Below are 26,523 nucleotides of genomic sequence, written 5' to 3'. Positions count from 1 at the left end.
GCGGCGTATTAGCGGGGCCAAGCAGAACTTTCCGCTGCGAGCTCATCGCAAATTTCTGTGACCGGAATCGGAGGATGCATCGACGGCTTTCCTGTACGCGCCCCGACGGAACAACGCCTGGGCGCCCAGAGATCGATCGGCGCCAACGGGCAGGACGATCTCCTGGAATGGCGGCGTCACGGTGCCTGCCAGATCCGCGTCGATGATCTGGACCACACCCGCCGGGAGACTGACCGACAAGGTCGTCCCTTTTCCCACCTGCGTTCCCGGCGCAGAAAGGGTTAGTCCTACGATCCGCTCGTCGTCTGCAACCGGGAAAAAGGCATAGCCCCGTTCCACCACATCGCTTATCGGCGCGCGCTTGTCATAGCGCGCCTCTATGCAAATACCCTCGCCCCTCAGATAGCGGTCCCGATCGAAAAGCTGGATCGCCGCACCGCGAAATGTTCGTGCCAGTCTTTCCGGGTCGGGGAGCTGGCATTCAGCCGGAAGTTTCAATGGGGCCAGCTCGGGGCCGTGCGTCCCGCTTGCTGCGTGAAGGCCCTGCGCCGCGCTCAATCTGGCTTGAAAAGCCTGGATCGCCGCTTCGCTTTCGAGGATCAGCGCTTTATTCGCCTGCCAGGCGGCGGTCCGCCTTAGCCGATCGAGTGCCAGCTGCGCGGTATCACGGGCCCGCCGAGCCTCCGCCTCGACTTGCGCAATCTCGGTTGGTGACGGTTGCTTGTCGCCATAGGCGACCAGGCTGAGGTCCGGCACGACCTCCTCGGCAAGCGACGGCAAGGGGCAACGGGCAGCCCGCTCTGCCATCGCTCCCCGTTCTCGCCGTAACTCCAGCGCGTGGGTTGCCCGTCCGCTCCAGGCGCCTCTTTCGCCCAATCGATAGGCCGCGCCTTCGGACTGAGGCCGCCGCGTGGCTTGCAGCCTGATCGCCCTGCCGTCAATTGACCAATGGCCGGTTGCAGCCGCATCGACCGCCCCATAGGTCACAGCCCATTCAAAGCTGCCATCGGGGCGCAGGAGCAATTCGGAGCCGGTTTCCATCACTCCGGACAGATAGTAACGACCCGACAACTGGTCGGTCGACGGTTGGGCGGCAACGGGCGCAACCGACATTGCCAGACCGAAAATCCCTGCGGAAGCCCAAGATCGCATTTTCATCCGGTTATTGCAGCACTGAGCCAGATGCCAGGGCGTTCCAATCATCGGATCAATGCAAACCGCTGGCTTTCTCGTGAACCCAGCCCTCGTTGGTGAGAATGACCGCCGCCTTCCCCTCGAGACTTGCGGCGGTGTTCCGCACCAGGTCAGGATAGGTCGCCTTCAGCTTGGAGTTTCCCGCCCAGGTCGGCACATCATTGAGGTGATAACGATAGGTCACCTGGGAAAGCTTCATGCCCATCGCCTCGGCCGGCTCTGTATATTGAAGGATCTCGTCCACCGTTGGCGTCCCGTAACAGAATTTCGGCGCGGCTGCATTGAAGGCGGTCTGCTCGCCTTCTGTCGCAACCGCCTTCTTGCCGTCATCCGACAATTCATAGGCATGCACCGGTATTTCCTTCAGTCCATCGCCGAAGAGACCGGCTTTGATCTGGATGCTGGCGTCCTTCACCGTCAACAGGCCAGCATCGGCCAACGCGGCAAGCGGCGCTTCCACGCGCGCCCGGCTTTCCTGCGCGAACTTTGCCGTCAGCGGCGATGCGTCCACATAACGCGGAAATGCCGCATTACTCTTCTCGGCGGGCGATACCTGTCCCCGCGGAACCGAGATGCATGGCGGATGCTTCTCGATCCAGCCATTGATAGCCGTTTTGAAATTTCCCTTGCTCGCCTCCTTGGGATCGGAGCAGCCTGCCAAGAGGAGCGCACAGACAGATACCGACAGTGCAAATTGCTTCAATGCTCAACTCCTCGCTATTCCCGGGCGTTCTAACATATTGAACAAACATCGATATGTGCGCTTATTCGACTCATCGCACCATTGCCTCGGCTGAACGGTCGATTGCTGTCCGATTGCTTGAGCGCATCCGTTCGGTCAGCCGTTTCCTCACGCGATCCGGATCCTGTCCGAGCGATAGGGCTCCAGGACCGGCCGCACAGGATCTGCAAGGGGTTCGGGCATGACCTGTCGGCGGTCCCGCCCGACAGCCCCATGCTGTACGCGCACGCTCCTTTTTTCGCTTTCCCGAGTCCGCAGTTGATGCCACCTGCTTCGAGAATGCATGAGAGCGCACATGAAAAAATGGAATGTCCCGGCGCCCAGGGGGTTGGTCGCGCCGCTGAAAGCGGCTGGGGCACCGGGACGCTGAAGGCCGCAAAGGGTTTGGCAAACTTCAGGACCCCGCCTCGGGTCAAAGACGAGGGAATCGTCAGGCAGGATCTTTTCCACGCTATTCAATAATCAGATCGGAGTCGAAACAAATATGGGAGTTTTATCACAGCATCCGGGCACCGATTCTTTTCAGAGAGGAGTGTGACGGTGCACGGTCCAGGCATTCATCTCCAGATCTCTCAGCAAAGCAGGTTCCCCGCGTCGCTCGTTCCTTGAGATCGCAGGATAGGCCCGTTTTCTCGCGAACAAGGCCCGCTATCGGCGGGGAGTTTGAACGCGTGTGCTGCGTTCTGCGGCCACCTCGAACGGCGATGTCGTATTGGCACGCGGATCATAATATCGGTCGATCCGGTTACGGAGGCGACTTTGGACGCGGTTCGCCACGCGGCTGTTCAAGCGCCCCATAGGTCCGGCGCCAGTCGGCGAATTGCTTTTCGTCTGGCGCTGCCCCACTTCTCCGACGGCGGAATCAGCAAGATGCCCCTGTTGTGGCGCGGCCTCCTGGGCCCCAACGGGACGGGCGAGGAGCAGAAGAACTCCCAATATGACGAGCTTGCAGGAATTTGTCCGCTTTCCCATCATGACCGGCGCGCATTCGCAGGACGTAGCAGGATATGGGTGATCTGTCCCGTCACCCCCGCGGCATCATCAGAGGAACGCGCCACCAGTGCCAGCGTCTGGACAGGGCAATTTGCCGGAATGCGGACCTGTCCCTCGAAGCGTCCCTTCGCCTGTGATGAATTGGTCACCTCAACCCGCGCAACCTCCTGCCCGTTCCGGCAGCGGACGGTCCAGTAGGGCCGCGATCCCGTGGGCTGCTCAATGCCGCGGCTGCGCCCTTCCAGTATATAATCGCCTTGGGGAAGCATCTGCAGCTGCTGCAACAGCGCCCCCCCATTGCCCATCGAGACCGTGAAGTCGAAAAGTCCGTTTGCCGGATCAGGAACAAGGGCCGTCGACACACCCGTACCGCTCATGGCAACCCAATCGAAAGCGCTTGGCGCTTCCAGAAGGCTCCTAAAATTGGGATCGCGCGAACTGCGCCTGTCAGCCCCCTGGCGGGTCGCGGCATAATAGGACCAGGCATCCTCGGACAGCCCCCCCGTCAAAAGCTTGTTCACGACAGCAGAGCTGGCGCTATCGGGAACCGGAAAGCGCTGCGCTGTCAAAGCGCGGAAAAAGGCGGCGGCCGCAACCGGATCGGCGTCGCTTCGCGCGACATGGCGGACAAAGTCGAGGGCCCAGATCGGCCGATCGGCCAGCGTCCGCACGAGACCCGTCCGGATCGCGTCATCACCAAGCGCCGAGGCCAGCACGGGAAAGAGGAGGCCTGGCGCATCCTTCTTGGTCCGCAACGCGATGTCATAATGATGAAGGGCGCCTGGGATATCGTCGCGCGCAACAGCAAGTTCGATTGCCGTGAGCTGCGTGCGCAGATCCCGCCGCGACATTCTTTGCGAATAGGCGAGCAGACGGTCTGCCTTGGACTCATCGCCCCTGAGCATTGCATCAAGCCCAAGCGTTGCGACAGCCTCAACCGCGGTCGGATCATGCCGCAAGGCCTCGTGCGCCGCAGCGACGGCGCGCGCACGGTCTTGAAGCGAGGCCTCGGGACCACTTAGTTGCTGCGAGAAACGCGCTGCTACATGACCATTGCCGGGCGCAAGGGCGTAGGCCTCTTCGATCCTGCTGTTCGGCAACACCAGGGCCAGCGACTGCATAACTGAGAAATAGCCCAGCAGGGCCGCAATCGCCGCCAGTGCGAGCCGCGCGACCCAATTGGGTCGAGCACGTCGCTGCCGCCGGATTCTTGCCCCTTTCATCAGGCCGCTTGGGCTTCAGTCTTGCGGCCATAGCTGTAGCCATATTCATAGCCATAGCCGTAGCCATAATGCGCCTTCTTCGCATCGAACTTCGTCAGAACACTACCGATGATCCGGACGTTGGCCGTGAGAAGACGACCGATCGCATCCTTGACAAGATTGGTGCGGATGCCATGCGACTCCACAGCGTAAATGACGCCTTCCACCCTTGTGGCGATGAGCGCCGCGTCAGCCAGACCCATGACCGGCGGGGAATCGATAATCACATGGTCATAGGTTTCAAGCAGGCGGCCTATCAGATGCGCGAGGCGATCGCCGGTCAAAAGCTCCGCTGCATTGGGCGGAAGCGGCCCGGCTGACATGGCCACGAAACCCAGATCCTCCATCGAGAACAGCAGCGACGCGATATCGTCTTCCCCGCTCAGGAAATTGCTGAGACCACGCCGGTTCGCAACACCCCCCAGTTGATGGATGGACGGATTCCGCATGTCACCATCGACCAGGATGATGTTTTTCCCGGCGCGGGCCAGCGTGGAGGCCAGCGCAAGGCACGTTGTCGACTTGCCTTCGCTCGGGCGCGTCGAGGTGACGGCGAAGGCACGGGGAACGCCATGATCCGTCGAAAAGGACAGATTGGTCTGTACTGCAAGATAGGCATCCACCAGATCCGATTTGCGGTCGAGCAGGATGTCTCTGGGCGCCGCGTCCACCTTGGGAATGGAACCCAGCAACGGCAGCCCGAGCGCTCGCTTGACCTCTGCGGGGTCAGTGATCCCTTCGTCGATCTGCTCAAGACCGAATGCGAGGGCAGCGCCGATCCCGAGACCCGCCAGAATGGCGATTGCAAGATTGATGAGCAGCCTGGGGCTCGAGGGCAGCTTGGGCGCCTGCGCCGGATCAACGACAGCGATATTATTGACGCCTACACCGCCGGCTACGCCGATCTCCTTGTATCGCTGCAGCAAGCCATCATAGAGGGCCTGGTTGGTATCGACCTCTTGCTGATAGATATTATACTGGATGCTCCTGCGGCGCTGGTCGAGATAGTCTCCCTTGAGTTGCTCCACCTTTGCTTTGAGAGCCTGTTCCTGTTCCTGGGCCTGGCGATAGTCAGCCAATTGCGAATTGGAGACGCGGCCTTCCTCTTTCGCGATGCTGCTATCGAGCTGATCTATCTGCGCCTTCACAGCATCAGCGGCAGGATATCCAGGCTCGAACTGCGTCATCAGCCGCTGATATTCGGCCGCCAGTTCGGCCCGGCGTTGCCGCAGACCGTTGATCGCGGTGTTGCTCAGCGCCTGGGCGGACGCCCCAGCCTTGCCACTTTCCTCATAGCGGGTCTGCGCCGCGATCCGGTTGGCGGTAGCCTGCGCCAGCGCGCCGTTGAGGGCCGCCAGATCATCGACCACGATGGATCGCTCGGCGCTTGAATCCCCACTGCCCGATTGGGCGGGCAGATTGATGATTTTCGCGTGCGACGCATAGGATACCAGTTGGCGTTGGGATTCATCTAGCTTCTGCTTGAGCTGGGCCAATTGGCCCTGCAGAAGATTGCGGCCATAGGACGTCGCCTGGATCTTGCGGTCGAGATTGGTCTGGATGAAATTCTGGGCCCAGACATTGGCGACCTTCGCGGAAAAAGCAGCATCTGGACTGGTGAAACTCACATCTACCAGACGTGACAGCCGCGTAGGATTGACGCTCAGATGCTTGCGGAGAATTTCACCTGCCACGCGCTGCCGGGTCGCGCGGCCGGCGGGTGCAAAGCGCCCATTGACCAGCTTGAAGGCAGGGTCTTCGCTCTCGAAATCGAACATCTCGAAAAATTTCGGGGAATCGATGAGCTTGAGCTCGGCTGCAACGCGTTCTGAGAGCGAGCGGGACTGCAGCAATCCATATTGCGTCTGGTAGAATTCCTGGTCGGCAATGCTCGCATCGCGCTCGACCCCTTGCAGATCGGTGACCTTGTCCGATTCCCGCGAGATCTCGATGGTAGAGGACGCCGTATATTGGGGGGTCATCAAAAGCGTGACCACCAGCCCAATCAGGAAGCAGATCGCGACTGCCCCCAGGATGACATAGCGCCATCGCATGGCCATCCGCAGATACTGGCGCAGGATGGGGACCGAAGCTTCTTCGGATTGCGACTGATGCAGCGCAGCCAATGCCGTGTCGCCGCCAAGCTTGGAAACAATGCTATTCATGTGACTGCAGGCCTCAGCGCAAGATGGCGACAAGCGGAGCGGCGACCAGAGGCGCCAGGGAAACGATGTCGCGGAACAGCCGGCGTTCCGGGGAATCGCCAACGATCACCACGTCATTGGCATAAATGGGCGGATCGACATAAGCCCCACGGCGGATCGCGCCGAGGTCGTACAGGCCAGCCATGCGCTGGTTGTCGACCGTGCGCAGGATCACCACCTGTTCCTGCTTGGCGAACTCGTTGAGACCCTTGGCCGAGGCGATGACCCGCATCAGCGTCATCTGGTTGGTGACAGGATAGAGCCCCGGTTCGGTCACCTCGCCATCGACCGTGACCACCTGGCTGACCGAACTCTTGATATTGACCGTCACCTGGGGATTGCGAACATAGCGCCCCTTGAGCGCATTCTCGATGGTCCGCGCCAGTTCGTCGGCGGTCTTGTTGCGGGCATCGACCGTGCCGATAAGCGGCATGGAAATGCGCCCGCTTGCATCGACCTGCATTTCCCGGCTGAGCTCGGGAACATTGAAAATGTCCACGCCGATCGTGTCGAGCGGACCGATGAGGGCCGGCCGGTCAGCCGCGCCCAGATCGCTGCGATGGGGGGCTGGAAGCCCCTGGCTGTCCGGCACGACCGTCAGCTGCGCGCTCGGCTGGGGCGGAGGCATTCCTGCACATCCAGCGACACTCGTCGCAATAATCAGTGAAACAAGAATTTTCCGCATGTATATGAATTCCGCGACCAAAAGAATTGGATCTGCATTAGATGCTGATCCTACCTGCGTAAAGCGATGCGTGATGCGCCCTGACCGAGCCAAATCGCAGCAATCACAATAATCGCCATAAAAATGGGGGTTCGTGCCGGGTAATCGAAAACACTGGCGACAAGAATCAGGAGCAGCATTCCCGACCCGAGCCGGGCCAATCCATAATAGGCCGGATCGGCCCGCCATGCTCGAATGCTCGCGCGGATATACCATCCCAGCGCCACGAGAAGCAGCACCAGCGCGGGCAATCCACCATCGAGCAGGATCTCCAGAAAATCATTATGCGCATGATTGAAATAGGTTCGCTTCAACAGCTCAAGCGGTTCATATATCCGAAACATCGGATCGAAACTGCCAAAGCCCGTTCCTACCGGGAAATAGGCGCCGATCATGGCCAGTACGGTGGGAAGCCCGCGGCGGCGCATGTCCTCTCCGGGGTCCAGCTCGATGGCGCGATTGATGGATTCGGCCCGGTCAGCAGCAATACTGATCAGGACAAGAAGCGCGATAATGCCGATGATTGCGGCGACCAACACCGGGAATACCCAAGGTGGCGCGCGGCGAAACGCGTGCCGGATGTCGCGCCAGCTGACCATCAGTCCCATCCCGATGGCCAGAAGGCCCGTCAGGATCCCGGATCTTGATCCTGTCGCAAGAATGGTCAGCGCAAATAGGATGACGAGGGCGAATGCGACAGGCGCCCGCCAATGACGGCCCTGCTGTCCCGAAAAGGCCCAGACAGGTGCAACAAGGCATCCCATCGCCAGGAAAAGGGCAAAATGGTTGCGATTGGCAAAGATGCTGCTGACGCTTCCATCCGTGTCGTTGACCAAGGGATGGTTGAAGGAAAATCCGCAAAACTGCCACAATCCGACCAGCGCCGACAAAAAGATCATGCCGAGCAGAATGCCCGGGAGGCGCTCCCTTTCATCATCGTCTAGAACGCTCAGAAGATAGAACGTGACCACAGGAACAATGAGCGAGGACGCCGCATTCATCGTGGCCCATGGCACGATCGCCCAGGGACGCCAGGGCGGAGCGCCAAGAGCACTTTCGAGAAACGGTCCGCGGCCCGGGAACAGCGTCCAGACAGCAGGTGGTAGCGGCACCAGTTGTAGCAGAACGAGCAGGACCGCCGCCAGGAGCAGCCATGCCACAGCTCCGGTTTTGATAATATCAGGCTTCAGGCCGCACAGAAGCGCGATAACCAGCGTCAGCCATGCGGCCGCACGAGTCACGACCTGACCCATGACGTCCGCGTGAGACGCTCCTCCCGCCATCCACAAGGCGCTCAGCAGCAGCAACAAAAGCGTCGGAGCAGCGCTCCACCTGCGCGGAGAGGCGGGAAGAATGACCATATTCACGGCTTTACCTCGCCGACGGCCATGGCAATCAAGCAGGGCAAGCGCCGGTTATCGTCATTCATGCAAAAGCGTGCCTGTCAGCGCCGGCCACTTCGTGCAGCACCTCGCCCATGACCCGTGTCATGCGCTGCATGTCATCAGCTGTCAGGGTGGGGTGGACGAGGAACATGAGGCTCTTTTCCCCCAGTTCCCGTGCGTTTGGCAGCGGGTCATGCGGCCGCCATCCTGTGTCCTCGAACGCCTTCTCCAGATAGACCTCGGAACAGGATCCCTGGAAGCAGGGAATCCCGCGAGCGGTCATTTCATTGACGATCCGGTCCCGGGACCAGCCAGCCAGCAGGTTTTCAGGCCGGATATAGGCATAATATTTATAATAGGCGTGGACCGAGCCTTCCTCCCAGCAGCCGGGGTCCCTGGCGAGTGGTCCGCTCAGCCCCACGATCCCTTGATCGCCCGAAAAGGGCACCAGTGCGTTATGAAGAAGCGTTGCATTCTTCGTGCGCGCCTCTGTCCACTCCGCCATCTGCCGCAGCTGAATACGGCCGATGACCGCTTGCATCTCAAGCATCCGCCAATTGGTGCCAATGCTTTCGTGCAGCCAGCGAAAGCCGGGAGGATGGGCCCGCTCATAGACGGCTTCCCAGCTCTTGCCATGATCCTTGAAGGACCACATGCGTGACCAAAGACCGCGATCGTTGCAGGTCACCATGCCCCCTTCGCCACCGGTGGTCATGATCTTGTCCTGACAGAAAGACCAGGCTCCCACATGGCCGATCGAACCGACGCTGCGGCCCTTATACCGTGCACCATGCGCCTGCGCGCAATCCTCGATCACCTTAAAGCCATGGGTCTCAGCCAGTTCCATGATCGGGTCCATGTCGCAAGGCCAACCCGCCAGATGCACCGCAATGACCGCCTTCGTACGAGGACTCAGCACAGCGGAGATCGTCCCAGCGGACAGATTGCCGCTGATCGGATCAACATCCGCGAAAACCGGCGTGGCGCCCGCGTTGGCGACACAGGAGATCGAGGCGATGAACGTGCGCGGCGTCACAATCACCTCATCCCCGGGCCCGATGCCCAGGCCATGCAACGCAAGGTCGAGCGCCACGGTCCCATTCGCGACGGCGATGGCATGGTCCGCTTCCGCCCAGCTTGCGAACTCGCGCTCGAATGCACGGCATTCCTCGCCCGTCCAATAGTTGACGCGGCCGCTCGACAGCACCGCCGAAACCGCTTCTATCTCCTCGCGGGAAAAGGCCGGCCAAGGGGCGACGCCCTGATTCAGCATACAAGCTCCTTCTCAAGCTGCCGCGCAGGGACGCCGACGACCGTCATATTGGGTGGGACATCCTTGGTGACCACGGCGCCCGCACCAACTGTGGCCCCTCTTCCGATCGTCAACGGATGACCTGGGCGACCCTGTTTGATGACGGCGCCGGAGCCGATATAGGCGTGGTCCTCGATCACGATATTGCCGTTGCATTTGACGCCCGGCGCGAAGGTGACAAAATCCCCTATGACGCAATCATGCTCGACATAGGAATAGAGATTTGCATGAAAGCATCGGCCGATGCGGATGTTTGAAGTCAGCGTAACGAAGGGCGAAAGAATCGCTCCCTCGCCTATGATGACATCATGCATCTCCACGACATTCTGCGCCCGGGCTTCGAACAGGGGGATCCCTGCACTCGCGCATTTATCGGAAAGTTTCGCGCGTATCTCGGAATTCGCAATCGCGAGGCAAACCCTCTTCTCTGCCGGATTCGCGCGAAAAGCATCCCACGACAGGATTGGATAACCGTTCGCCTCCTTCATTGGCGCATCGTCGATGAACACGAGGTCCGCCTCATGGCCGTAGCGCGCGCGAACGATGGGCATCACGCCCCGTCCACAGCCGCTCGCCCCATAAACGCCCAGCAAGGGTTTCATATCTCATTTCCCTGGAATTTCGGCATTGTTGCTTCACCCGCGGCACTGATGCCGTCGCGGGCGACCACCTTGAACACCGTCAGCATGAGGATCTTGAGATCGAGCCAAAAAGTCTGATGATCAACATACCAGATGTCCAACGCCAGCTTCTCCGGCCAGCCAAGAGCATTACGACCATTGACCTGCGCCCATCCGGTAATGCCAGGCCGCAATTCGTGCCGGCGCAGTTGCTCCATCGAATAGCGGGGCAGATATTCCATCAGCAGGGGTCGAGGCCCCACCAGGCTCATATCCCCCTTCAAGACATTCCAAAGCTCCGGCAATTCATCGAGGCTGGTCGCGCGCAAAAAGCGGCCGAAACGCGTCAATCGCTCAGCATCGCTCAGCAGCTGCCCCGCGGCATCCTGCGCGTCGCGCATTGTCCGGAATTTGACCATGCGGAACGCCTTGGTATCCCGGCCAGGACGGAGCTGGCGAAAAAGGACAGGCGATCCGAGATCGAAGCGCACCAAAATCCCGATCAGAACCATGAGCGGTGAAAGGAGCAGCAACGCCGCAGTCGCAACGATGATGTCCAGGAGCCGCTTCCTCATTTCTGTTCCACCGCCAAAGCGGGGGGCCGTGCTGACAATATGGCGGAATAAGGCCCGTCGCCATCCAGGCTGACGCGTCCGACACCGGCGGTCACCCAGTCGACCCACTGCTTTGAAAGATGATCGCGATTCATGGCGCCGCGTGCAAATGCCGCTGCATTATGCCCCATTTCCACAAGCGCGGCGCGATCTTCGGCAGCCTGCTCGAGCGCGTCAGCGAATGCCGCCGGTGAATCAGGCCTGACGGCGAAGCCGAGTTCATGCTCCTCGATCATATCCGCCAACCAGCCGGGATAATTGTTCAGCACTGGCAGGCCAACCGACAAATAGTCGAAGAATTTGTTGGGCGAGGTACCATAAGCAAATTCGGGAATGTTCCGCAGAATCTGCAGGCCAAGGTCGGCCTCTCCGAGCAATGATGTGAGACGCCGCTTTGAGACAGGGTCAAAAAACCGGACGTTGGAGAGCCTTTCAGCCTTCACCCGTTCCTTGAGGCGCGCCTTCTCCTGTCCCTTGCCCACAAGAGCGAGGACGATGTCAGTCCGGCCCCGATTGCGCAGCTCAATACCGGCATCAACGACTGCGTCCAGACCGTTGGCCAGGCCATGCGTTCCGCAATAAACAGCCAGGAGCTGCTTGTCCGAGATATTATTCGCCTTGCGGAAACTGGCGTCAGCAGCGGGCCGGCTGTCGGAAAACAGCTCCACATCGCAGCCATTCGGTATCATGCTGACGCGGGATCGCGGGACTCCGCGGCGCGTAATCCCATCAACGATTCCAGGCGACAAACCTATACACCGTGTTGCCGAGCGGTATGAGGCCCATTCCAGAACGGACATCGCGCCCAGGATAACCGGATTGGTGATCACACCCATGGCACGCGGCAATTCAGGCCAGAGATCCCTGACCTCGAACACGAAAGGCTTGCCCCGCAACCATCGGGCAAAAATGCCCGGAATGCCCGCCGTCAAGGGCGTCGTTGTCGCAAAAGCGAGATCATATTTCTCGCGCAACGCCAGCTTTATGGATGCCAGCGCGAACTTGACGAAAACGCCTGATCGCCGAATGAACCCGTCCTCATTGGCATAGCGCATGTCGAATTCCACGACATCGATGCCATCAATTGTGCCGCGTCTGCAGCCCTTGTGAAATGGGCCGGCCAGTCCGGTAGCCCCCTGGGAATATGAGCCGCAGACCATCGTCACGCTATGCCCTTCACGCAGCAACCGGCGCGCCATCTCATAGGAGCGCGTGCCCGCAGCCCCGTCGGGCGTGGAAAAATGCTGGTGAAAATAGAGGATATGCACGTTAGAATTCGCCCGTTGTAACGATCTTACACGAATGATTGAACGCTATCTCAAGCGTCGGAATCTGCTCACGATGCATATAGTATCTTGATTCGCAAGCATTCGTAAGATTGATTCTTATATCGGAATCATTGCAGTTTATCGACAATCGCATCCTATTGCTTGATAGGCGATGATTCTCAAGGCGATATGCGTCAGGCAGCAAGCGCCAACGAAGCACGGCAGCATCGAATCGTCCGTCGATCGTGTCGGTGCAGGTGAAGCCATGTGACCGGAGAAGAATTTCGCGATGATGGCGCGCTCCGCGATGATCCGTGTAGGCAGCGGCACATCGCAAGGTCTCGCCCTTGCTCACAAATTCAACACGGCGAGCCTTCGGCCAGGCTCCGAAGAGGAATCGGCCCAGTCGCGGCATCTGATCACGCTCATCGAACTGCACCGTATTATGTGACGCGGTCCCCGCGAAATATTCGCTTGTTTCAGGCTCGGCATTGTAGCTGAACGTTCCCGCGTCGCGGAGTAGATTGAGCCCGTCGACCCATAGATCCATATGCAGCAGATCGGCCTGGCTCGGACGAAACCGGAACCTAGGATAGCGCAGATAAGCGGATGCCCTCCCTGTCCGAAGCACGTGGAACCCTCCATCATCGAATGTTTCGCTGGCAGGCCGCGACAATGTCGTCGTATCCGGTGAAATACCCAGCCAGCGCAGTTGATCGTCCCAGGACCCGTGATCACCGATGGCTCGCTGACCGCGGAAAAGAACCGACGCCATCTGAAGTGACGGACGGAAATCGCGATAGTCACTTTCCGTCAACGGCAGGAGGCGGGCGCCGTCATTGGCCCCAAGGTTGGGAGCATCGCCCGACGTACGATCCACCATGGCATCCAGCCAGCGGGTCGCCGCTATCAAACGAGTGTGCATCGTACCCGAGAAAGGAGCCAGGTCCCACCGCTGCCTCCACATCTCCACGAAAGAATAGGTGTCGAGCATAAGTCGATGATAAACGACTGAATATTGGCTGAAGCTGCCATCAGGTGCGATCAGATGGCGAGCCCGATTTTCCAACCATCGCCGTCCGGTGGCGGTCCAGTGCCTTGCCTTTGGCCAACCAAGGGCCGAAAGGAACGACCCTCCGACAAACATGGCGGCCGCTTCGGACGTACCGTGGTTATTATCTTGCCCAATCGCATAGGACATGGTCGGAGCAATACGCTCAAGGTGCAGCGCTATTGTTTCAGCCAGCGCTGGCTCCGGTGTTCGCTCCTGTCCGAGAATGATCGCCGTCGCCAACAAATGAATGATCCGGAACGAAGCCTCCTGTCCACATTTCCAGTTGGCGCCCCGATAAGGCGGGTTATCCCGCAACCAGGATTGCAGCCAGCGATTGAGGGTAGCCAGTGCCTCAACATCGCCGTGGGCCGCCTGCGTCGCGAACGCGACGCTCCAGCCCAAGCGTGAGAGTTCCCAAACACCCTTGATATCACCAGAACCGGCAAAATCCGGAATGGCCCACCAATTGCTTGCCTTGTCTGCCGGGCCGGAGCCGAAGGGACTGTAATGCCAAACCGGAGCCTCCCCCAAATGCTCGGTGGTGAACCAGTCAAACCACCACAGACGATCTGACCAGCGGGTGTTGGCCTCGGGAAGGCCAGCCTTTATTGTTGGAGCAGCGAACAAAGGCGTGGACGGCGCCACAGCGCTGATTCGCTGCACCGGATGCCGGCCCGATTTAAGACCGAGACGATAAGCGCCCACGCGCGTCACCGACTGGGGACCGAGCGCCCCCAGCGTCTTTAGCACAGTCCATCGGCTCATCGTTGCGTGCGCAGCATTTCCGAAGCTTCGATGGTCACACGCGCCACTTCCTCAAGCTCCTCGAAGGGAAGGGGCGCGCCCGTCCCATCCTTGACCGCCGACAGGAATGCGGCGGCGCAGCCCTGCTGTCCCTTGTCCTGCCGCCAGCTCTTCTGGTTGCGAAAGCCAGGCCAGTTGAACCCCCGCAGGCGCAGGAAGTTGTCGAGCTGCAGCGTCCGTCCCGCCGCGAAGACTTCAACCCGTTCTTTCGGGAATGACGCTCCGCCATTGGCAAGATAATGAACGGTTCCGAACGAACCGTCAGCAAAGCCGAGGGTGATCACGGCCTTGTCCTCGGTAACCTCGACCGCAGCACTGTCTCCCATTCTGCGCGCGGTCACGGAAACGATCGGTGCCCCCACCAGGAAACGCATGAGATCAATGTGGTGACACGCTTCGCCGATGATCCTGCCACCACCAACCTCGCCATCCTGGGTCCAATGATCCGCAGGTATAGCACCCGCATTCATCACCATGATAACAGACTTGGGCTCACGCACAGGCTCCAACAGGCGCTTCATCGTCTGCACCAATGGCGCAAAGCGCCGGTTGAACCCAACCATCAGCAAACGACCCGCGGCGGCGTGGGCCGCCTTGACCGACTCCAGTTCAGCTAACGTCAAAGCCAGAGGCTTTTCGACAAAGACGTTCTTACCCGCTTTCAGGGCATCGACCGTGAGGCCGGCGTGACTATCATGGCGCGTTGCGATAGCAACGGTGTTGATCTCCCCATCGTCGAGCACGCTCCGAGTGTCCGACGTGGCATTTGCAAAGCCGAGCCGCTTGCCCTGTACCACGCTGCTGACCCCACCCGCAGATGCGATCGTATGCAGTGCCGCTCCGCCTTCGCGGAAGGCCGGGACGAGCATGCGTCCGGCATAGTTCCCCGCTCCGATAAAGCCGACGATGGGCGCCGCAGCCTCGAAAGCTCGTTCAGGCGCCTTCAACTGCACGGTGCGCAAGTGCCGCTCCTCAAGGCCATGCTGATAGTTCAGCAGGATGCCCAGAGAGCCCTTGTCGCTTGCCAGTGTTTCATAGGCCGCCGGCGCGTCGTCGAATGCGAAACGGTGTGAAACGAGCGGGCCGACATCGATCTGACCGCCAGCCATCAAATCTAGCACCGCCTCAAAGTTACGCTGCTCGGTCCAGCGTACAAAGCCGATCGGATAGTCCTGCCCTCGATCCTCATAGTCCGGATCGTAGCGGCCCGGGCCATAGGAGCACGAAACCTGGAAGGACAGTTCCTTTTCGTAAAAGTCTGCCCGATTGAGTTCTAGGCCAGTAACCCCCACGAGTACGATCCGCCCGCGCTTCCGACACATACGGGCCGCCTGCGTCACCGGGTCGGAAGATTTGGTCGATGCGGTGATGATCACCCCATCCACACCCGCTCCTCGACTGAAGGCGATCCCCGCCGAAACCGGGTCTTCTCCCTTCGCCGGATTGCAGATTTCTGCGCCAAAGCTCTTCGCGATGGCGAGCTTCGCCTCATCGAAATCGATCGCGAGAACCCGGCATCCCTGCGCGCGCAGAAGCTGAATGGCAAGGAGCCCTATCAGCCCGGCACCCGTGACGACGAAGGCTTCCCCCAAGGTTGGCTGGGCCAAGCGGATACCCTGTAGGCCGATGGCAGCGACTACCGTGAAGGCAGCTTCCTCATCAGTCACCGCATCAGGTATGCGGGAACAAAGATTCCGCGGTACCGAAACAACATCGGCATGCGGCCCGTTCGACACCACGCGATCACCCAGCCGGAACCCATCCACACCGGCTCCGGTGTCTCGTACGACACCGACATTGCAATATCCAAGCGGGATTGGTTGACCCAGCTTCGAGCGCACAGCTTCGACAGTCGTCATCAGACCATCCGTGCGCACCTTGTCGAGGACCTGCGCAACCTTCTCCGGCTGCTGCCGAGCCTTCGTGATCAGACCGGCGCGACCGAAATCCACAAGCATTCGTTCGGTGCCTGCAGAAATCAGCGTAACCGCAGTATCTATCAACACCTGACCACGCCGCGCTGACGGTGCCGGGCACGTAACAAGTTCGGTCTTGCCTGCGGAGAGGTCCTGGAGAATCTGCCTCATGAATATCGTCTCTATTCCTTAATTAATAAAGGAACTTTACCTGACGTCGTTCTGACGGGTTCAGGAAGCTCACAAAAGTCCAAATCTATTTTCAGGTTCGATCCGTCAAATAGCGAACGCCAATCTTCTACTCCTTGTCCCCTCGGGACTATCAAAATGCTCGCCGAGCCAGGAGATATCTGACGAACTTGAATAAATCGAGAATGATCAAAAATCTTATGATGCCTACCGAAGATCAAACCCGTCAGGAAAACCTTGTTTCCATCCTTGTCGATTATGAAGTCACCAGATCGACCTTTAACGACCCTAAATGACTCAACAATACCATCTACAGATTCAGCCTCGACCAAATCACCGGTATCATATCTAATAAACGGCGACGCCCTATTATAATAGGAAGTACCGATAAGACGATGTCCAATATCGCTACCGATCGCTTCCACAAACCCGTAACTCGGAAATGGATGATAAACGGATTTTTCATCTATTTCACGGGCCAAAATCGACCGTTCCGTATGACCATACCAAGATACTGACGCGCATCCCAACAATCGCTCTGTTCGTGCACGTGCCTCAGGCACCGGGTATTCCGAACCGAGCATCAGCCCACGAATTCGACCACGCAACACCGGTAAAAGCGGATGGCCGTGAGCATCCAACCAGTGAACAAAGTCGAATATCGCACTGGGATAGCCGTGCAAAAATCTCGGCAGCAAAACAGATGGAAGTGCTAAAATCTTATCGGCCACGGCGGCCCAGCCGGCATATATATCCGCTGCATAGTGATGCCTCACTGAATCATAATCCAAGACATTTCTAATCGACGAACGCCCCGCAAAAACGATCTTCAGATCGCTTGAACGGTAGCCAACTTGCCGCCATATTGAATGCATGTGCGCCCACTCATGGGGGATGCTATCTGGCTCGATATAAAAGCTAAGGGGCTGACCACTGCTTCCTCCGGTATTCTCAAGCGATTTTTTCGGCAGCTTTGCAGACCGATATTCGATAGGAACCTTTTGTAACGCTTGCTTGGTTACCAAAGGCAGCGACGATATATCCTCAAAATGACGGAATTTTGTGGGGTCGACACCTTCAGACAGGTAAAGATCTGCGTAAAACGGGACATTATTGTACGCCCAACACGCGATGGACTGAACTTTAGAGAATACAAATCTCTGCCGCTCCAATGCCGACAACTGAACCACAGATATGACATCTCGCTGTCGCCGATTATAGACGCCCGCGATCCCAGGCCGACAAGAAAATGGTAGCTGGGCCACTGCCCATCCCACGGGGTATGGCAGCCGACTTAACTTGTTCTTGGCAAAAAGGAGAAGTGACATTTTCCGCGCCTAAGCCTTACAAACAGAAAGATGACCCTAAAAATCAGATCACGAATTCTAACATTTCGCAAAATAATCAGGTCGATTTCGATTCTATCAGATTGTTCCGCCTGACATCCTTCTGATCAACGATATCGCCACATGCCGTCCTCCTATAAAGCGGTCGCGAAGACCGTTTCTAAGGGTCGCGCTGAAATCATAATAAATCGGAAGCCCCTTGCGCTTGACACGGTGACGTCGGAACCACTTCTTATATGCCTTATGTGACAGTCCCGCAAAAGGTGTGTGATCAGATGGCTGAGCATCAGATTCCAGAAATTGGCTTTGGCGATACGAGATCGAATGCGTCTCCCGCTCATATTCAAACCAGTGCAATACTGGCTGTCGGTCAATATCCCATTCAAAGGCTATCTGGGGCAAGGTGTAGTCCGGGAATGAAAGCTTTCCATCAAAGAACACACCATGCGGTATCCACCAATCACCTAAGCTGTACGCAATCGGACAATTTTGATACATTTCAAAACCTCCGACACAGTGTGGATGATGACCGATAACCGCATTTGCGCCATTCTCAATTACTGAGAAGGCCAATTGCCTATGAGCGGGCTGAGGATAGCGTTCTAATTCAATGTTCCAATGGAACATCGCTATAATAATATGGTCAGGCCCGCTGCGCCGCAAATTGGCAATAGTTTCTATCACATGCGCGGGATCCAACGGATTTACACCTTCTTTGGCACCTCTCGCAGGCACGCACTGAATTGTCGGCCAGCCGAATGCAACAAAGATGTAAGTTCGCCCATTTTCCACGAATGCTCGCGGCGTCGCAGCATCACGCAAATTTTTTCCGGCCCCGACGGGAAGAATATCCTCGTCTAGCAATCTAATGGCCGTGTTAGTTGCACCAAGATCGATATCGGTGATGTGGTTATTCGCAAGACATACGATCTGCGTACCAACCTTATGCATCGTTTCCAATACGGATAGGTGATTGAATAGTTTGGATTCTGAGCGGCAACCGACGTCAGAAGTTAAAGCACCTTCGAGATTAAGCACAACCGACTGACCATCGAGCACCTCATTCAACGAGGACCAGTCAGGTGCCAATTCGAAGGGATGGGCCACGTCACCCAGAAATATCATTGTTATTTTCCTTAAACATCGATCCGTCGTAGATGACCACTAGCAGGCTAGGTTTCGCAACGGTGAGCACCATTATTAGCTCAAACTTCGTCTCATAGCGCGGAGAAATAACTTACGGTTGGCATCTACGACACCACTGTCATCTTCAAAGCGGCGCGCGTAATCGATCGCCGCTGCCCGTCGTCCCTCGCTGACCCTTGGCTCTTCCTCAAACAGAGAATCGATGCGATCAGCAAAAAGCTGCGCATTGCCCAACGGCATTATCCAGCCGCAGCCAGCACGATCGAAATCTCGCCAAGGCGTCCTATCACTGATCAGGGCGGGTGTACCAGCGCCTAAAGCTTCTATGATGACATGGCCGAAATTCTCACCCAGCGTCGGCAGAAAGAACACATCGCTCTGGCGAGGACGGTAGGAACCTGCTCCGCAGGAACCATTCCATCATAGCTCACCTTAATGTGAGGAGGAAGTTCCGCAATCAAGCTTTGACATTCATCCCAGTACGCCGGATCGTCGATGAAGCCAACGATCGACAGACTTACAGGCACCCTGACACGCTTGAGAACCTCCAGTACGAACGTGAGGTTCTTCATCCGCGCAATTCGGGATAGGAAAACGACGCGGATAACCTCTCCCGGTATGCGGGGCTTGCGCAACAAGCCCGTCTGGACCGCACGCGGCAAGTCTGAGGCTACATGGATCTGTAGTTTAGCGCCTAGGACCGTGCGTATGTCGCGCGCCTCATGTTCAGATGATGCATGCCAGATCACATCGCGATGCAATCTCAGGATCCGCGCGACCTTCAGAAACGCTCGCTTCTTGCCCGACTTAAGCCCAAGCGCACCCTGTGAAAACTCGCCTCGTGGCGCCAGAACAACAGGTATATGTCGAGCGCATCCCAATTTGCGCGCAAGCAGCGGCAACACTGACAACCGCCAATGGAAGAAACTGTTGAGATAGATAATATCGTATGGCGCCTCGCGCAGCAGCGCAACAATCGTCCGCAACGACTGATCCGCCCGCGATAAATAGCGAACCTGCGCTTTACCTACTCTCTGCCACTGTCCTGGCACGACGCTGGAATAGGGTGAAGCATCGCCAGAATCTCGATCACGGGTAACTATTCGAAAGTCGAACTGATTCCCCAAATGGGCCACCATATTGGCTACGCTTTGAATTGGCCCGCCAGCCTTATAGCCAGGGAGAAAAAAGCCAGCGAATGTAAGAACGGAAGGCGATCGCATCATTGGTCAAAAACCCGGCACATACGGTGATTGAGAAACATGGTTCGAATGAAGGAGTTTTAATACACCCATCGCAAGAATTCGTCTCAGTGACGAGATGATATTACGGCCATGAGATCGGTTCCCTTCTCCTTCGACAATGTTCACGGGTAACCCGTACCAAACTGAATTATATCTTGAATAAAATGGATACTCTTGAACGACATATATGCCATCACCATTAATATCCATGGACTGTTCGTTTTGCGGTGAGCCATCGCCATGATCGCGAAAAACGCGAATGTCGCAACGTTAACTCGATTTCCATACATGAAGGTAAACAGCCCCATTGGTAACATTCCACAAATTATAGCTATTTTGTCGCGAAAGACATAAACCCCGACGATCAGCAGCAGAAACCATTGAACAACCTCAGAGATGCCTCCAGAACGTTCCGAATATCCAGCTGATTTTGCGGCAACCACATCACCCACCGATCCGAGGAAAAGGTATCCTGCTAGAGCCAACGAAATTACTACTCCTAGAGAAACAAAGAGGATTCTCATTGGAGATGATAGAAATTGCTTATAGTTTTTTGCAGCATAATAAGCGAAAGACGAAATGAACTGGATCAAGGCCTGTGTATGAAAAAATACCGATATTATTGAGGCCAGGTATTTCTTCCATGGCTTTCCTAAACACACTGCCAATGCCAAAAATATATATGAGAATTTTAGTCGCTCAGCTGAGCCAAGTAGTATTATGAAATAATAGTTAGTGAATACACACACCGAAAAAATTATGGAGCTTCTATAATTCAGAAGAATGTATCCAATAATAGACGTGAATATACCGTTCCAAACCGCTATGTATTCGATCCTATCAACCCCAAAATATGCCGGAACACCGACGATATAGCGATAGAAAGGCTCGGCGGAACCAAGGTGGCTCTTTTGTAAAGAGCCCCAATGCTCGGGATTCACACCGTACATCGAATAATAAAAGCGTGCATAGTGTTCCGGATCGCCTAAATAGTACGCATCCAACAGCCATAGAGAGAACAAATAGCCCGCTATAAATGCAGCACCAATCACTGCTATTTTATGTATGCGCCGCCATTTTCTATCGGACGATAGATCATCCGCCCGACACATCCTCTGGGCAGATAAGTCGTTCACAGATATCCCCTTATTCTGAATGGAGAATATGGCTTCGAAATAAGTGAGGCGACGGGCAAGATATCTATACATGCGCGCATACGCATCGGCACGGAGCGGATAGCCAAGTACATGCTTCCATCCCCGTAAATGTCAACAACCCCGAGACTTTCTGAAATTGGTGCATGACTTTCATTCATCTGGACGCCTCTCGTTACGCATGCAGAAGTTGTTGAAATCAAGAGTTCAGGCAGAACATTTCCGCTTTAAGCTTGAAGCCGAAATCCAGCCTCTATGTATTGCTGCGAGCACCTGTCTGCCGCCGCGTTCGGCTTCCTGCGCAAATTGTGTCGCCATTGCGAATGAAGGCGAGAATTCGCGGCTGGCGATAGCCGAAAACGTCAAGTCCGAAAGCTTACTCACGTGGGAATAGGGCATCTTCAGCTCCTCGAACACCGTTTCCATTTTCCCATTCGTTGCGATACCATATGCCGCAACGCCCTGCGATACCGCGATAATTGCAGGATGCATACGTGTTGCTATCACAATCGATGACGATCTGATCAAGGCCGCCACCTCATTCGTGTCTATTGGCTCAGGCGGTAGCCATCGAAAGCCTGGGATCGAATCCCAATCCGCCATTTCTCTGACTCTGAGATCATAATTCGGCCGTATTTCCGAGTGCCAGCCAAGTATTTCATACCCTTGAGCGGCGGCCTCTCGGCAGATTTCGACCAACCTACCAACGGCTCCGTCATAATTTTCTAGGACGCTTGCACACATAAGCAGGCGCTTCTTATTGGTAGGCCCATATTTTTCGAGGTTGGCGGTTAAGCTTTGATCAGCCAACGTAGAAAGCATGAACGCGGCATCCGTGCTTTGCGTTATCCGGCAATCCCTCCCATAGAGTAACAATTTACCACGCTCGTACGACTTACCGTCGCGGAATATCAATGTGGCGTTTCGATCCCCCAGATACCGTCGCGCAAGGAAACCACCTAACCGCGATAGCGGCCAATCCATGCCTACCGCCCATGCAACGAAGGGAACGCGATGATTATGTGCAGATCTTGCCATCTGACAAACTCGAGCAAACATACCGATAAACGGATTGGGAATCCGAAATTCCTGTAGCTGTTGTCCGCCCCCTACAACGACTGCGTCATACTTCCTAACATCTCTCAGAATTCCGATGTCGAGACTGCGAAAATTGAGAGCAGGGACCGACTCTATCCCCATCGTACTACGAATATACTCAGGATAATTGCACGATATTGTAACATCAACATTGTTACGGATAAGAAACTGACTCATGCAGTAAGCAATCGCGTTGTCGCCGAGATTGGCCGCACCGTATGCGCCATCTAGCAAGACATGCGCCCGCCTAGACGCTTGTGGCTCTGATGTTACTGCTTGATTAGACACAATACCACTCCGCCGATCACATCCTTGAGGATCAATCCAAAGTTCATCAAAACTCGAAAAAAACTACAGAGCCGCTGCTCGAGGCGTAATTGTCGTAACCATAACAAATATACCTTTGACAATCGCGGAGGCGAGAACCGCATAAGCCACACCGAGAGCCCCCATATGCACAAATATGGTCGTGAGGCCCAAAAGGATCACCGCCCAAATGGCCATCCCCATGAGGTTCGTCAGAGCCATATCATTCACAAGCAGCATGTTGATCAGCGGCTGCTGCCCAGATATTACAATCCCTGCCGCAGCCATCACAATAAGGACCGCCTCCCCCCCAACAAACTCACCACCCATGATTGACAGGACGGTCGACGAAAAAATTACCACTGGAGCTGCGATCAACAACGATGCGGCGATTTGGATAGTAATAACTGGTATAATAAACCGCCGTTCCGCACCCCTATTACCCTGCGTTTTCAGAGAAGACATGATAGGAAGTGCCGCTCTGTTGGTTATGCTACTTATTAGTATGACGAGGCCGAGAATATTATTGCAGAAACCAAAAAGCCCAACTGAAATTAGGCCGTCGGGTGAATATTCTTTGAGGATAAGCTGCGCCAACCACATGGTTGGCGCCCATATTGCGGAGCTCAGAAATACCGGCAAGCCAAAGGAGAATAGCAAAGGCAAATCTCCTCGGCTTGGCGCTATCCACGCCGATACGCTGTGGGATCGCAAGAGCTTAAAATAAAACTCGACAAACAATATAGTTCGGAGGAGGCTGGTTAGGGTGAAGGTAATGATCGCACCGTGCAATCCCCATTTGGCAGCGGAAAGCGGAACGATAGCAATTGTTGAGATGGCGACAGCGAGAGAGACGATCCCGGTCACATGCCCCTTTTCGAACGAGAGCATGATAGTAAGTAGGAGGCCGTTTAGCGCTGTCAAAATGATCCACGCCATGACCCAATAGGGGAGCGATGAGCCGGCAGGAAGATCGAGGATTGAGACTGCGATTGCTGATGATTCGGTAATTCCGATCACAAGGAGCAGCGATGCTGTTCCGAAAATCAGCACGAAACATAGATTGACGATTTCGATCGCTCGCTTAACACTCACGTCTAACATGGCAGGAATATAGCGAGCCAAAATCGTACCCGCTCCGAGTACCACAAAGAGCTGAGCCGAATTGACCATGCCTTGCGCAAGCGTAAGCCGACCGTACTCCATTGCTCCTAGGACTCGAGCCAGAAACAGTATTGTTATAGTTTGCGCGCCCTTCTCCAACGCAAATGCAATCATGCTCCACGATGCGAGTTTGACGAAACGCCCGAGGTAATTGGCATCACCAAATCGGGCGCGAGCACTTCTCGGCAGAAGACCGAGCGTCGCATTAGCCAAGATTTGGATCCATTTAGACGATTTCAAATCGAACACCTAACTTAGATCTGCCAACTTTCGTAGTGTTTGGCTTTATTAGAGGGAAGCCAGCAACGGTTACGACCTGTATAGGCCACATATATCTAGTTCTTGTGGTCGGCTAAGGTGATCGGTGGTAAAATTACGATGTCGTACGAGATATAGATGAATGTCCGCACTGACTTTTGCATCTCCGATATCGACAAGATGCGCCTTAGCAATCTCCGGTGACAACCTTTCGATATTTGGTTCGATTGCTAGCACAGGTCCTGAATGAATCTCGGTTAGCTGCTTTACGATTTCAACGGACGGACTTTCCCGCAAATCATCGATGTCAGGCTTGAATGCCAGTCCATAACAAGCAATAGTCACATCTGCAGCAGTTTGCTCGGGGTTAGCGGCAAGGTGCTGGGCTACAGCATCCTTGACCTTGTTCAGCACCCAACGAGGCTTTGCATCATTCACTTCACGTGCTGTTCGGATCAGGCGGGCTTCTTCTGGCGTTTTCGATACGATGAACCAAGGGTCTACTGCGATACAGTGACCGCCGACGCCAGGGCCTGGCTGTAAGATATTGACCCGCGGATGACGGTTGGCAAGCCTGATCAGTTCCCACACGTCAATATGGAGCTTGTCACAAATGATCGACAGTTCATTGGCGAAGGCAATGTTGACATCGCGGAAGCTATTTTCAGTGAGCTTGGCCATTTCCGCCGTTCGAGCATTTGTGATCACGCACTCGCCATCAACGAAGGTCTTGTAGAGCGCGACAGCTGCATCGGAGCATTTATCCGTCATGCCACCGATTACGCGATCGTTATGGATGAGTTCCTGCATGACCTTGCCCGGCAAAACCCGTTCAGGGCAGTGCGCTACGCGGATGTCGGAGTTCTCGCCAGCGGCCTGTGGGAAGGTCAAATCAGGCCGGGCCTCGGCCAGCCATGCCGCAAGTTGCTCCGTCGCCCCCACCGGCGAGGTAGATTCCAGAACAACGAGATTTCCCTTGCTCAGCACGGGAGCGATCGCCCGTGCGGCCGCCTGGATATAGCTTAGATCCGGAGTATGATCATCCCCCTTGAACGGGGTGGGTACCGCGATCAAAAAGGCGTCAGCAGGTTCGGGCTTGGCAGTTGCGCGGAGAAAGCCCTCCGTTACTGCGGAATGGACAGCGATATCGAGATCCGGCTCCACAATGTGAATCTCACCCCGGTTGATCGTCTCAACCGTCTGCGCGTTGACGTCGACGCCAATCACCTTGACCTTGCGTGATGCGAACATCGCCGCGGTCGGCAAACCGATATAACCCAGGCCAATGACGGAGATGGTGGGACTGGTCATGCTGCTTCGCTGTCCTTGTTGTGAAAATGCTGTTCCGTCCAGTGGACCAGGGCATCTGCGATGCGCCGACATGCAGCGCCGTCCCCGTAGGGATTGTGGGCAAAGCTCATCCGCGCATATTCCTCGTCATCGGAGAGAAGCCGCGTGACTTCCTTCACGATCAGCTGCGCATCGGTCCCGACCAGCTTTACGGTTCCGGCTTCCACGGCTTCGGGACGTTCCGTCGTATCGCGCATGACCAGCACCGGCTTGCCGAGCGACGGAGCCTCTTCCTGCACGCCTCCGGAGTCCGTCAGGACGAGGTGCGCCCGATCCATCAGATAAACGAAGGGCAGATATTCCTGCGGTTCGATCAGATGAATATTCGGTATGGCAGCAAGCAATCGATTGACCGGTTCCTGCACCTGGGGGTTGAGATGGACCGGATAGACGATATCGACGTTCGGGAAATCCGAGGCGATCGTCGCCAGCGCCTTGCACATGCGCTCAAACCCACCCCCAAAGCTCTCCCGCCGATGTCCGGTCACCAGGATCATTCGCCGATCGCCGGCGAGTTGCGGGAGTTGCCGCTGCACATCCTGCACCAGGGCGCTATCTCCCTTCAGCCGCTCCACGACCTGCAGAAGCGCATCGATCACGGTGTTGCCCGTGACCAGAATGTCGCCCGCATCCACCCCTTCGCGACGCAGATTGGCCTGCGCGGACTGCGTGGGCGCAAAATGCAGCGCCGTCAGCGCCCCGGTCAGTTTGCGGTTGGCCTCCTCAGGCCATGGCGAGTAGAGATTATGCGTTCTCAACCCGGCCTCGACATGGCCGATCGGTATCTGATGATAATAGGCCGCAAGGCTAGCCGACAACGTTGTCGCCGTATCGCCGTGGACGAGCACCATGTCAGGCCGGAACTGTTGAAAAACCTCGCGCATGCCGAGCAGTACCGCGCTGGTGACGTCGCTCAGATCCTGCTTGGGACGCATGATCTTGAGATCATAGGCGGCCTCCAGGCGAAAGATTTTCAGGACCTGATCCAGCATCTCCCGATGCTGGCCGGTCACGCAGATGCGGCAGTCAAATCGGCTGTCCTTGCTCAGCATCAGCGCAAGAGGCGCCATTTTGATGGCTTCAGGCCGTGTCCCGAACACGAGCATCACTTTGATCGACATGGGTGGATTTCCCTTTGCTTCATGGCCCCCTTCACCAGGTTGACCGAAGAGACTG

22 protein-coding genes are annotated in these 26,523 nt (G+C 56.4%); 1 reads left to right on the top strand and 21 read right to left on the bottom strand.

Going from position 1 to position 26,523, the window contains the following annotated elements:
• Window positions 1–42: 42 nt before the first annotated feature.
• From IZV00_RS19870 to IZV00_RS21295, 6 genes are all read right to left on the bottom strand, one after another.
• Window positions 43–1,113 (bottom strand): hypothetical protein, encoded by a 1,071-nt coding sequence (locus IZV00_RS19870; protein ID WP_230463534.1) that lies wholly within the window; start codon window positions 1,111–1,113, stop codon window positions 43–45.
• Window positions 1,114–1,207: 94 nt separating this feature from the next.
• Entirely contained in the window at window positions 1,208–1,897 is a 690-nt protein-coding gene (locus tag IZV00_RS19865; RefSeq protein WP_196227589.1) for a hypothetical protein, read from the bottom strand.
• Window positions 1,898–2,907: 1,010 nt separating this feature from the next.
• Window positions 2,908–4,152, bottom strand: coding sequence for a hypothetical protein (locus tag IZV00_RS19860; RefSeq protein ID WP_196227588.1), 1,245 nt, complete (start codon window positions 4,150–4,152; stop codon window positions 2,908–2,910).
• Window positions 4,152–6,356 carry a GumC family protein gene (locus IZV00_RS19855; protein ID WP_196227587.1) on the bottom strand — a complete coding sequence of 735 codons (2,205 nt, stop codon included), beginning with the start codon at window positions 6,354–6,356 and terminating at the stop codon, window positions 4,152–4,154. Before IZV00_RS19855 ends, IZV00_RS19860 begins: the two co-directional genes overlap by 1 nt.
• Before the next feature lie 13 nt (window positions 6,357–6,369).
• Window positions 6,370–7,023 carry a polysaccharide biosynthesis/export family protein gene (locus tag IZV00_RS19850; protein WP_230463504.1) on the bottom strand — a complete coding sequence of 218 codons (654 nt, stop codon included), beginning with the start codon at window positions 7,021–7,023 and terminating at the stop codon, window positions 6,370–6,372.
• A gap of 107 nt (window positions 7,024–7,130) precedes the next feature.
• Complete coding sequence (locus IZV00_RS21295) at window positions 7,131–7,883, bottom strand: O-antigen ligase family protein (RefSeq protein ID WP_230463531.1); 753 nt, start codon at window positions 7,881–7,883, stop codon at window positions 7,131–7,133.
• On the opposite strand from IZV00_RS21295, the gene IZV00_RS21290 reads away from it, so the two are divergent.
• Window positions 7,830–8,063, top strand: a complete 234-nt coding sequence (locus IZV00_RS21290; protein ID WP_230463533.1) for a hypothetical protein — start codon at window positions 7,830–7,832, stop codon at window positions 8,061–8,063. The two genes, IZV00_RS21295 and IZV00_RS21290, sit on opposite strands and share 54 nt — an antisense overlap.
• Before the next feature lie 481 nt (window positions 8,064–8,544).
• Here the strand turns inward: IZV00_RS21290 and IZV00_RS19840 are convergent, their stop codons facing one another.
• The 15 genes from IZV00_RS19840 to wecB all read right to left on the bottom strand — a co-directional run bounded on the left by IZV00_RS19840 (window position 8,545) and on the right by wecB (window position 26,468).
• Window positions 8,545–9,777, bottom strand: coding sequence for a DegT/DnrJ/EryC1/StrS family aminotransferase (locus IZV00_RS19840; protein WP_196227584.1), 1,233 nt, complete (start codon window positions 9,775–9,777; stop codon window positions 8,545–8,547).
• Window positions 9,771–10,418 (bottom strand): acetyltransferase, encoded by a 648-nt coding sequence (locus IZV00_RS19835; protein WP_196227583.1) that lies wholly within the window; start codon window positions 10,416–10,418, stop codon window positions 9,771–9,773. Before IZV00_RS19835 ends, IZV00_RS19840 begins: the two co-directional genes overlap by 7 nt.
• Window positions 10,415–11,011, bottom strand: a complete 597-nt coding sequence (locus tag IZV00_RS19830) for a sugar transferase (RefSeq protein ID WP_196227582.1) — start codon at window positions 11,009–11,011, stop codon at window positions 10,415–10,417. Before IZV00_RS19830 ends, IZV00_RS19835 begins: the two co-directional genes overlap by 4 nt.
• Window positions 11,008–12,318 (bottom strand): glycosyltransferase family 4 protein, encoded by a 1,311-nt coding sequence (locus IZV00_RS19825; protein WP_196227581.1) that lies wholly within the window; start codon window positions 12,316–12,318, stop codon window positions 11,008–11,010. Before IZV00_RS19825 ends, IZV00_RS19830 begins: the two co-directional genes overlap by 4 nt.
• Before the next feature lies 1 nt (window position 12,319).
• Complete coding sequence (locus tag IZV00_RS19820) at window positions 12,320–14,077, bottom strand: heparinase II/III family protein (RefSeq protein WP_329604523.1); 1,758 nt, start codon at window positions 14,075–14,077, stop codon at window positions 12,320–12,322.
• Window positions 14,078–14,133: 56 nt separating this feature from the next.
• Window positions 14,134–16,263: a bi-domain-containing oxidoreductase gene (locus tag IZV00_RS19815; protein ID WP_196227579.1), complete on the bottom strand. Its 2,130-nt coding sequence runs from the start codon at window positions 16,261–16,263 to the stop codon at window positions 14,134–14,136.
• An 11-nt stretch (window positions 16,264–16,274) separates the two neighbouring features.
• Window positions 16,275–17,558, bottom strand: a complete 1,284-nt coding sequence (locus IZV00_RS19810; protein WP_196227578.1) for a phenylacetate--CoA ligase family protein — start codon at window positions 17,556–17,558, stop codon at window positions 16,275–16,277.
• 147 nt (window positions 17,559–17,705) lie between these two features.
• Window positions 17,706–18,752, bottom strand: coding sequence for a CapA family protein (locus IZV00_RS19805; protein ID WP_196227577.1), 1,047 nt, complete (start codon window positions 18,750–18,752; stop codon window positions 17,706–17,708).
• Window positions 18,753–18,827: 75 nt separating this feature from the next.
• The gene (locus IZV00_RS21570; RefSeq protein ID WP_196227576.1) at window positions 18,828–19,145 is read right to left on the bottom strand and encodes a glycosyltransferase; all 318 of its coding nucleotides are present in this window, start codon (window positions 19,143–19,145) and stop codon (window positions 18,828–18,830) included.
• Entirely contained in the window at window positions 19,097–19,999 is a 903-nt protein-coding gene (locus IZV00_RS19795) for a glycosyltransferase (RefSeq protein ID WP_196227575.1), read from the bottom strand. The genes IZV00_RS21570 and IZV00_RS19795 overlap by 49 nt, the downstream gene beginning before the upstream one ends.
• 140 nt (window positions 20,000–20,139) lie before the next feature.
• Window positions 20,140–21,225: an EpsG family protein gene (locus IZV00_RS19790; protein WP_196227574.1), complete on the bottom strand. Its 1,086-nt coding sequence runs from the start codon at window positions 21,223–21,225 to the stop codon at window positions 20,140–20,142.
• A 153-nt stretch (window positions 21,226–21,378) separates the two neighbouring features.
• Entirely contained in the window at window positions 21,379–22,557 is a 1,179-nt protein-coding gene (locus IZV00_RS19785) for a polysaccharide pyruvyl transferase family protein (RefSeq protein WP_268934801.1), read from the bottom strand.
• 63 nt (window positions 22,558–22,620) lie between these two features.
• On the bottom strand, window positions 22,621–23,988 hold the full coding sequence (locus IZV00_RS19780; RefSeq protein WP_196227572.1) for an oligosaccharide flippase family protein: 1,368 nt from the start codon (window positions 23,986–23,988) through the stop codon (window positions 22,621–22,623).
• 60 nt (window positions 23,989–24,048) lie between these two features.
• Entirely contained in the window at window positions 24,049–25,308 is a 1,260-nt protein-coding gene (wecC, locus tag IZV00_RS19775) for a UDP-N-acetyl-D-mannosamine dehydrogenase (protein WP_196227571.1), read from the bottom strand.
• Entirely contained in the window at window positions 25,305–26,468 is a 1,164-nt protein-coding gene (wecB, locus tag IZV00_RS19770; RefSeq protein ID WP_196227570.1) for a non-hydrolyzing UDP-N-acetylglucosamine 2-epimerase, read from the bottom strand. Before wecB ends, wecC begins: the two co-directional genes overlap by 4 nt.
• Window positions 26,469–26,523: the final 55 nt, after the last annotated feature.

The organism is Sphingobium sp. Cam5-1, from assembly GCF_015693305.1.
In the GTDB taxonomy this organism is placed as follows: Bacteria; Pseudomonadota; Alphaproteobacteria; order Sphingomonadales; family Sphingomonadaceae; genus Sphingobium.
This window is presented reverse-complemented; position numbering and strand designations above follow the sequence as displayed.

Excerpts from the sequence above, each read along its gene's own strand:
- IZV00_RS19870 (WP_230463534.1), bottom strand. The coding sequence starts at position 1,113 with ATGTCGGTTGCGCCCGTTGCCGCCCAACCGTCGACCGACCAGTTGTCG.
- IZV00_RS19860 (WP_196227588.1), bottom strand. The coding sequence starts at position 4,152 with ATGAAAGGGGCAAGAATCCGGCGGCAGCGACGTGCTCGACCCAATTGG.
- IZV00_RS19855 (WP_196227587.1), bottom strand. The coding sequence starts at position 6,356 with ATGAATAGCATTGTTTCCAAGCTTGGCGGCGACACGGCATTGGCTGCG.
- IZV00_RS19850 (WP_230463504.1), bottom strand. The coding sequence starts at position 7,023 with ATGCCTCCGCCCCAGCCGAGCGCGCAGCTGACGGTCGTGCCGGACAGC.
- IZV00_RS21290 (WP_230463533.1), top strand. The coding sequence starts at position 7,830 with ATGACGGCCCTGCTGTCCCGAAAAGGCCCAGACAGGTGCAACAAGGCA.
- IZV00_RS21295 (WP_230463531.1), bottom strand. The coding sequence starts at position 7,883 with ATGGGATGCCTTGTTGCACCTGTCTGGGCCTTTTCGGGACAGCAGGGC.
- IZV00_RS19840 (WP_196227584.1), bottom strand. The coding sequence starts at position 9,777 with ATGCTGAATCAGGGCGTCGCCCCTTGGCCGGCCTTTTCCCGCGAGGAG.
- IZV00_RS19835 (WP_196227583.1), bottom strand. The coding sequence starts at position 10,418 with ATGAAACCCTTGCTGGGCGTTTATGGGGCGAGCGGCTGTGGACGGGGC.
- IZV00_RS19830 (WP_196227582.1), bottom strand. The coding sequence starts at position 11,011 with ATGAGGAAGCGGCTCCTGGACATCATCGTTGCGACTGCGGCGTTGCTG.
- IZV00_RS19815 (WP_196227579.1), bottom strand. The coding sequence starts at position 16,263 with ATGAGGCAGATTCTCCAGGACCTCTCCGCAGGCAAGACCGAACTTGTT.
- IZV00_RS19805 (WP_196227577.1), bottom strand. The coding sequence starts at position 18,752 with ATGATATTTCTGGGTGACGTGGCCCATCCCTTCGAATTGGCACCTGAC.
- IZV00_RS19795 (WP_196227575.1), bottom strand. The coding sequence starts at position 19,999 with ATGATGCGATCGCCTTCCGTTCTTACATTCGCTGGCTTTTTTCTCCCT.
- IZV00_RS19790 (WP_196227574.1), bottom strand. The coding sequence starts at position 21,225 with ATGTATAGATATCTTGCCCGTCGCCTCACTTATTTCGAAGCCATATTC.
- wecC (WP_196227571.1), bottom strand. The coding sequence starts at position 25,308 with ATGACCAGTCCCACCATCTCCGTCATTGGCCTGGGTTATATCGGTTTG.
- wecB (WP_196227570.1), bottom strand. The coding sequence starts at position 26,468 with ATGTCGATCAAAGTGATGCTCGTGTTCGGGACACGGCCTGAAGCCATC.